Genomic DNA, 616 nt, shown 5'->3' on the forward strand with positions numbered 1-616 from the left:
TTATATGAAATCACTTAAAACTGTACTATTAGGAACAACTCTGGCTGCCGGCGCTGCATTATTTATGGGAACAACAACACACGCAGACGAAGCGTACACTGTTCAATCAGGCGATTCATTATCAACTATTTCACAAAAATATGTTGGCGATAACTCCTTGATTAACCATATTGCTCAATCTAATTCAATTTCAGATATCAATCTGATTTTTGCAGGTCAAACATTAACTATTCCAACCTCAGAGCAAGGCTCAACAACAGATGTTGCACCTCAAACAGAAGCAGTTCAAGCTGAACCTGTTCAACAAGAAACAACACAAGAAGTTGCTCAAGCACCTGTTCAAGAAACAGTTCAAGCAACTCCAGCAGTTGAAACAACAGAAGCAGTAGCTACTACTTCTAACTCTGCAAAAGAATGGATCGCACAAAGAGAATCAAGCGGTTCTTATACAGCAACTAACGGTCGCTACATCGGTCGTTACCAATTAGATTCATCATACTTGAACGGTGACTACTCAGCTGCCAATCAAGAACGTGTAGCAGACGCTTATGTTTCTTCACGTTATGGTTCTTGGGAAGCTGCTCAATCATTCTGGTTAGCAAACGGTTGGTACTAA

At 40.4% G+C, this 616-nt stretch carries 1 protein-coding gene; it reads left to right on the forward strand.

Annotated features, from left to right (window positions below; translation table 11 throughout):
- Positions 1-4: 4 nt before the first annotated feature.
- On the forward strand, positions 5-616 hold the full coding sequence (apf, locus tag RV17_RS13005; protein ID WP_071869456.1) for an aggregation-promoting factor: 612 nt from the start codon (positions 5-7) through the stop codon (positions 614-616).

The organism is Enterococcus thailandicus (assembly GCF_001886265.1).
In the GTDB taxonomy this organism is placed as follows: Bacteria; Bacillota; Bacilli; order Lactobacillales; family Enterococcaceae; genus Enterococcus_B; species Enterococcus_B thailandicus.